This window comes from Mycobacterium sp., from assembly GCF_049802695.1.
Lineage (GTDB): Bacteria > Actinomycetota > Actinomycetes > Mycobacteriales > Mycobacteriaceae > Mycobacterium.
This window is the reverse complement of record NZ_JBARMY010000454.1, coordinates 1-6,336: the sequence shown is the minus strand read 5'-3', so window position 1 is coordinate 6,336 and position 6,336 is coordinate 1. Positions and strand designations below refer to the sequence as shown.

The following is a 6,336-nucleotide window of genomic DNA, read 5'->3' as shown; positions in this document are numbered from 1 at the left end:
CCGCCAAGCAAGTCCCGAAGCAGCAGAGCTCACACACCCGGGCCGCCGAGAAGCAGGTTGCGGCCCGGGAGCGCGAGAGTCGGTTGCGGGCAGCGCGAGAGCAGCAGGAAAAGCTGAATGCGGCATTGGCCGCCACGGAGCAAGCCAGATCCGAGGCCGACGATGCACTTTCAGAGCGGCGCGCTGAAATGGTTGCAGCCCGTGCGCGGCGCAACGAAGCCCGCCAGAGTCTCCGCGCGGCTGAGCGCGATCTCGGGATCGCCGAACAGGGTTTCGCTCAGGCGCAGCAGGCGAGCCGAAATGCTGCGGACCTCGTGCGGGCAGCGAAAGCGCAACTCAGGCGAGCCCGCTGAAGCGCCGTCAGGGCTGAGGCAGCGGCGGGACACCGGCCTGACCGGCGCGTCCGTTCAGGTCATTGAGGTTGCCGCGCAACTGTGCTTCGGCGGCTGACGGCGAGACGTCCGGCGGCGCGTTCGCCGGGTCCGTCATCTGCCACGGCTGGCAGCCGTCGGTCTTGAACACCTTGTCACCGGGGTCGATCTGCACCACTTGCGGCTTTTTGCTGATGGCGTTGTCGACGGTTTCAGTGCCGCTGGGACCACCCACCCGCTTCCAGTAGCAGGTCTTGCCGTCAACCGGGCCGGCTGAGCTGTACGTTCCGGCGGCGATATCAGCGCCGACCTTGAAGGTGCCGTCGTGGTCGATGATCGCCTTGGGCGCGGGCGGCGGTGCAGGGGGATCGGCAGTGGCGGTGCCGAGCGACGCTGCACAGCCCGCGATCAGGTAAGCGGTGACAAGCGCCGATCTTCGAACCGTCGCTTTCTTCCCCGTCATGGAATAGCAGCCTACCGGGCCGCGAGGACGCCGGCACCCGGCGTGGCTCACGCCGCTGCGAGGCACCGGGACCGTCAGAATGGTAGGCATCCGTCCAACTACCGTGCGGGGGGTTTACCGGTGAATCCAATTGAGCGAGCAGCCCGCGGCTTCGATGGTTGGCAACAACGGCATCCGGTGGTGGGTTTCCCGATCGCGGTGGTCAAGAAGTTCGGTGATGATCAGGGCGGCAATCTTGTTTCTTTGCTGGCGTACTACTCGTTCGTCGCCACGTTCCCGCTGTTGCTGGCCTTGACCGCTGTTCTCGGCGCGGTCCTGCGGGCACATCCCGAGCTCGAGCAGCACCTGCTGAAGTCTGCGTTCGCGGAGTTCCCGATCATCGGGGGCCAACTTCACCAACAGCTCGGTGTCGCGAGCTTCGGCCACACGACCGTGTCGTTGACCGTAGGCGTGCTCGGCGCGCTCTACGGTGCCCGTGGATTCGCCAACGGATTGCAGAACGCCCTGAACACCGTGTGGGCCGTCCCGAAAGTCGACTGGCCCGGCTTCGCGCCCCGATACGCCCGCACTATCGCGGCGTTGCTGGTGTTGGCGTTGATCATCGTGGTGACGGGCGCCTCGGGGACGGCGGCCGGCGCGGCGGAGTCGTGGGGCTTTCACGGCCTTCCTGCACACGCGGTCAGCGTCGTCGTCGGAACGGTCCTTGGTTTCGGCTTCTTCCTGGCACTTTTCCGGGTGGCGGTGTCCGGCACAGTTCCGACGCGGGCGATGGTGCCCGGGGCAGCGGTCAGCGCCATCGGATGGCAGTTCCTGCTGACCGTGGCTGGGGTGATTGTCACCCATCAGTTGCGCCACGCCCAGGCTGTGGCCGGATTCTTCGGCGTGGTGATCGGGCTGATGTCCTGGCTGGCGCTACAGGCGACGCTGATCATCTACGCCATCGAAGCTGATGTGGTCCGAGCCAAAGGCATGTGGCCGCGCAGCATCGTCCAGCCCCCGCTCATCGAAGGGGACAAGTTGTTCTACAACGAAAAACTGCGATCCGAGACTCGGCGGCCCGAGCAACGCCTCGATGTCGGCTTCGAGCCTGCGGAGCCGGATGACCGCGAGCCGACGCAGTAACCGTTACCTGCGCGCCACGCCGGCGATGCGCGCCCCCACGTCGGCCGCGACGGCCAATGTCTCGGTGTCAGTGGCTGCCGCATAGCGATCAGCCGCTGAATCATAGGTGGCGCCGGCGATCGAGCCGTGGTCCGCGGCCAGCTCCACCAGGTCGACCGGCCAGTCGTTGCGCTCGAGGACGGCGCCGAATGACCGGCTCACCTCGACCGGAAGGACGTCGTCGGCCACGCCGTGCAAAAGCGTGAACGGGGATCTACCCGGGTTGCCGGCCAATGCTTCCTCCAGATGTTCACCCGAGATTGGGTCGGCGACGACGAACGCGCCGGCCAGGCAGACGGTGTGCACCAATTCCATTCCGTACTCGCGCGCGTGGATCGTCAACCCCGCCGCCGCTAAACCGCCCATCGACCAGCCGACCAGCACCACGCCATCCGAGGGTTCGACGTGTTCGTTCACGTACTGGACGGAAGCAAGCAGATCCCCGCGGCCGCCGTCATCGCCGTGGGAATCCCAGTCGGGCACCACCACTGCCAGACCGTGCTCGGCAACGAGCGCGGCGAGGGGGCGCATCGCCGCGCGAGCGTTGGACTGCTGACCGTGCCACATCAACACGGTTGGCCGGCTGAGGTCACCGAACAGGTCAACCAACCGGCCGGGCGCGTATTCGACGGTTTCCACAACCCCAGTCTGCCTGCCGGGCAGTGGTGTCAGCCGTGATGGCGCCGCAGAACCGTTTCGGCTGAGCCGAGACGTCAGGCGGTCTTGCTCAGCAAGGGCAGCAGCAGCCGACGGCGCGCGGAGATGTCGTCGGCGAAGGTTTGCAGCGCCGAATGCACCGACGCCGCGACGGGGAACGTCGCGTCCTCGTCGACGATTCGCAGCACCCGGCTGACCATCGGACTCGCCACCAACGCCCACTCCAGGCCGGCCATGCGGCAATCTTCGTCGACCTGCTGCAAGAACGTCATGCTCTGCGACGAGAAGGAGTCGACACCGCGCAAGTCCAAGACGAACGGCTGGTCCTGCAGAATGAAGCGCCTGCTGTAACGGCTGACCTGGTCGACGTTCTCGAGGTCGATTGCGCCGCTGACGCTGACCACGGTGGCCAAGTGGCGGTACTGCGCTCGGACCTGGGCCCCGTTGCAGTCGGAAGCGGGACGCCCTGAAGCCGCTGTGTCGATCGAGATGGTCATGACGGCCTCAGTTCTTACGTGGCGCCTCGCGCCGCGGACGGTTGAGGGAAGCCCTCAATGACCCAAACGCTAACCCCCGAATTTAAGGCGTCGGGGAGCAGCATCTAATACTTTGCTAAGAACGGACTTTGACACCGACGCTGCGCCATCACGGCGGCAGTTCTTCTGGCGCACAGCAGAACATCCTGTGTAGTCGCTATGCGTTGCACCCCCGGCACTCCACCCGTCCGAAAGAAGCTATGCCTCAAGGCAACCGGAAGCCGAGCGGGTTCTCTTGGTCGGGACCGGCCAGCACCATGCCGGCGTCGCCACCGGTGGGGATTTTCACCACTGCGAGCACCATGCGGCCCTCGGCTCCTCGACGGCGCACCGATCGGTGACTGGGCAAAAGAGGTTCGTGGCCCGAGTGGCCGAAGCTTACCGGGTTGTTACCGGCAACACCGCGTTGCCGATGCGCCGTCTGGGCGATTCACTGATACCCTCCGAACGCTGCCGTGTGGATGGCCGGTCCGCTCAGCCGACCCGGCGGCGCGTATTGACCGCAGGCTCCTACGAGAAAGAGTGTTGTGCGCAGCGGAGAGATCAGGGCCCTCACCGGTCTTCGCATCATCGCCGCCCTCTGGGTCGTGCTGTTCCACTTCCGGCCGCTGTTGTGGGAGGCTGCGCCCGATTTCAGCGACGCCCTCGGGCCGGTGCTCAATTGCGGCGCCCAAGGCGTCGACCTGTTCTTCATTCTCAGTGGGTTCGTCTTGACCTGGAACTATCTCGATCGAATGGGTTGGTCGTGGTCGACCCGTGCCACGCTGCACTTCTTGTGGCTACGGCTGGCCCGGGTCTGGCCGGTGTACCTGGTCACACTGCACCTGGCGGCGCTGTGGGTGATCTTCACGCTGCACGTCGGTCATGTGCCGTCGGAAAGCGTCGGTCAACTCACCGCGATCAGCTACGTGCGCCAACTCCTGCTCGTGCAGCTGTGGTTTCAGCCCTATTTCGACGGATCGAGCTGGGACGGGCCGGCCTGGTCGATCAGCGCCGAGTGGTTGGCCTATCTGCTGTTCGGGGTGCTGGTGCTGGTGATCTTCCGGATGGCTCAGGTGACCAGGGCACGCAGCCTGATCTGGCTGGGGTTCGTTGCCTCGCTGCCGCCGGTGCTGCTGTTGCTGACGAGCGGGCAGTTCTACACGCCGTGGAGCTGGCTGCCGCGCATCGTCATGCAGTTCACGGCCGGAGCGCTGATCAGCGTCGGGGTGCGGCGGTTACGCCTGACCGATCGGGCTCGGCTCGTCGCCGGGTCGGTGTCTGCGCTGCTGGTCGCCTCGATCGTGGTCCTGATGTACCTCTTCGATGCCTATCCCATCACCGGCGTGCAGGACAGCGGCGGGCTCGTCGACGTGCTGTTCGTCCCACTGGTCATGACGCTGGCGGTCGGCACCGGTGGTTTTCCCGGCCTGCTGTCCACGCGGGTGATGGTCTTCGGTGGGCAGATCTCGTTCTGCCTCTACATGGTGCACGAATTGGTGCACACCTCATGGATATGGGCCGCCAAGCAATTCGAACTCACCCTCCACGGTTATGTCGGGAAATCGATCGTCGTCGGCCTACTTGCCGGCGCGTTCGCCGCGTCGGCTGTGCTCTTTCACGCTGTGGAGGAGCCGGCCCGCCGATGGATGCGCAGGCTGGTTGACGTCAGGAACTTGAAGGCGCACGCGCCCGTGGACTCATCGGCCTCCTCGCCTGAACCGGTGAAGGGCAAGCTGCAGTCGATCGACGGCGCCCTAGAAACCCGAGAGACGCGAGAGACCCGCGAGGCGCGCAAGGCGATGTCGGTGCGCGCGGGCTGACGTGCCATGGGGAGTGCTTTGCCAATCAAAGCTGATGTGAGGGCCTATGTTTCACGGCTGCTGCCGATGATCGAGCAGCAGTTGTATAAATGCTGATGGTCTCCGGCTAGGTGTTCGACGAGGTAGCCGACGTCGCCGTCGAGGGTGCTCGTACGATGCCGCTTGACTACTGACCGACATCGCCGGGAAGAGCGGGGGGTAGCAAATGGGCCGAATGGCCACGTTCGTCGTCTCGCTCGCTGTCGTTGGCGGCGTGGCCGGCAATCAGTCGCCGGCTCCCTCGGCGACGCGCCCGGTGGTGACGTTGAGCCTCGGTTCGCCGGTGGCCCATGTGGCCGTAGTGGGCGACTCCTACACCACCGGCACCGATGTTGGCGGCCTGGGACCAAGGGCGTGGACGGCGCGGGCCTGGCAGGCACTCGCTCGCCAGGGCGTGCAGGTTGCACCGGACGTGGCGTCTGAAGGCCGAGCCGGTTATGCAGTGCTGGGTGACCACGGCAGCGATTTCGAGGATCTGACCGCCCGCGCGGTCCATCCCAATGACGGCCTGGTGGTGTTCTTCGGGTCCCGCAATGACCAGGGTGTCGATCCCGGACTGTTGGCCGACAAAGCCCGCTCGAGCTTCGATCTCGCACGCCGTATTGCGCCGTCGGCGCGACTTCTGGTGATCGGGCCGCCGTGGCCGACCGCTGATCCGCCCGGCGAGGTGTTGCAGGTCGACGACATCATCAGCGGTCAGGCCGCGGCCGCGGAGGCGGCCTACGTCGACCCGATCGCCGAGCACTGGTTCGTCGACCGGCCCGACCTCATCGGCCCCGACGGTGTGCACCCCACCGACGCGGGGCATGAGTACATGGCAGAAATGATTGCGCCGCTGATCCGCGCAGAATTACCGCGACGCCCCTGAATGGACGCATTCACCTCGTATATCGCTGCGAATTCCTTGTGCGCGGCAATCGCTTTGCGTCGGCGAGTTAAAACCTGCCAGCGCAACGGGAAACGTAACAAGTCAGCGGGCTCGTGCGAAATTCAGGCGTATTACTTGACTGGCGGTGCCACGTTTTGTTGCGGCATATCGCGGGTACAGCTAGTCGGTTCATTGATGAAAGTTGAGGGCTGATGAGATCTGTAGCAAAATTGGCCGTCGCGCTGTTCGGTTTCGTCGCCGTGCTTGCTTTTGCGGTCGGCTGTGGCCATGGCAGCAAGAGCGGCCCCACGCCCACCACGACGACCAGCACTACCACCATCACCACCGGTAGTCCGGCGCCGTCGGAGACTTCGCCTGCACCTGGTGGTGGCGGTCCCGGTGGCGGCGGTGGCGGCGCGCCCGGCGGACCCACCGGTGG

Annotated in this window: 6 protein-coding genes and 2 pseudogenes; 5 read left to right on the top strand and 3 right to left on the bottom strand. The window is 65.5% G+C overall.

What is annotated here, in order from left to right; genetic code table 11:
- Window positions 1–353 (top strand): annotated as a pseudogene (locus tag WA317_RS18280) (hypothetical protein); the annotation flags it as partial.
- Between the two features lie 7 nt (window positions 354–360).
- Here WA317_RS18280 and WA317_RS18275 read toward each other — a convergent pair.
- Window positions 361–834 (bottom strand): hypothetical protein, encoded by a 474-nt coding sequence (locus tag WA317_RS18275; RefSeq protein WP_425174381.1) that lies wholly within the window; start codon window positions 832–834, stop codon window positions 361–363.
- Between the two features lie 120 nt (window positions 835–954).
- Between WA317_RS18275 and WA317_RS18270 the strand changes: the two genes are divergently transcribed.
- Entirely contained in the window at window positions 955–1,956 is a 1,002-nt protein-coding gene (locus WA317_RS18270; protein ID WP_425174380.1) for a YihY/virulence factor BrkB family protein, read from the top strand.
- A 3-nt stretch (window positions 1,957–1,959) separates the two neighbouring features.
- Here the strand turns inward: WA317_RS18270 and WA317_RS18265 are convergent, their stop codons facing one another.
- Together WA317_RS18265 and WA317_RS18260 are read right to left on the bottom strand one after the other, a co-directional pair.
- The gene (locus tag WA317_RS18265; protein ID WP_425174379.1) at window positions 1,960–2,634 is read right to left on the bottom strand and encodes an alpha/beta hydrolase family protein; all 675 of its coding nucleotides are present in this window, start codon (window positions 2,632–2,634) and stop codon (window positions 1,960–1,962) included.
- A gap of 74 nt (window positions 2,635–2,708) precedes the next feature.
- Window positions 2,709–3,149 (bottom strand): STAS domain-containing protein, encoded by a 441-nt coding sequence (locus tag WA317_RS18260; RefSeq protein ID WP_425174378.1) that lies wholly within the window; start codon window positions 3,147–3,149, stop codon window positions 2,709–2,711.
- A gap of 566 nt (window positions 3,150–3,715) precedes the next feature.
- Here WA317_RS18260 and WA317_RS18255 point away from each other — a divergent pair.
- The 3 genes and pseudogenes from WA317_RS18255 to WA317_RS18245 all read left to right on the top strand — a co-directional run.
- The gene (locus WA317_RS18255; RefSeq protein ID WP_425174377.1) at window positions 3,716–4,990 is read left to right on the top strand and encodes an acyltransferase family protein; all 1,275 of its coding nucleotides are present in this window, start codon (window positions 3,716–3,718) and stop codon (window positions 4,988–4,990) included.
- 205 nt (window positions 4,991–5,195) lie between these two features.
- Window positions 5,196–5,897, top strand: a complete 702-nt coding sequence (locus WA317_RS18250) for an Rv0518 family GDSL lipase (RefSeq protein ID WP_425174376.1) — start codon at window positions 5,196–5,198, stop codon at window positions 5,895–5,897.
- Between the two features lie 212 nt (window positions 5,898–6,109).
- Window positions 6,110–6,336 (top strand): annotated as a pseudogene (locus WA317_RS18245) (hypothetical protein); the annotation flags it as partial.

What these genes read in the sequence shown, in the direction of transcription:
- WA317_RS18275 (WP_425174381.1), bottom strand. Translation starts at nt 834, where the DNA reads ATGACGGGGAAGAAAGCGACGGTTCGAAGATCGGCGCTTGTCACCGCT.
- WA317_RS18250 (WP_425174376.1), top strand. Translation starts at nt 5,196, where the DNA reads ATGGGCCGAATGGCCACGTTCGTCGTCTCGCTCGCTGTCGTTGGCGGC.
- WA317_RS18260 (WP_425174378.1), bottom strand. Translation starts at nt 3,149, where the DNA reads ATGACCATCTCGATCGACACAGCGGCTTCAGGGCGTCCCGCTTCCGAC.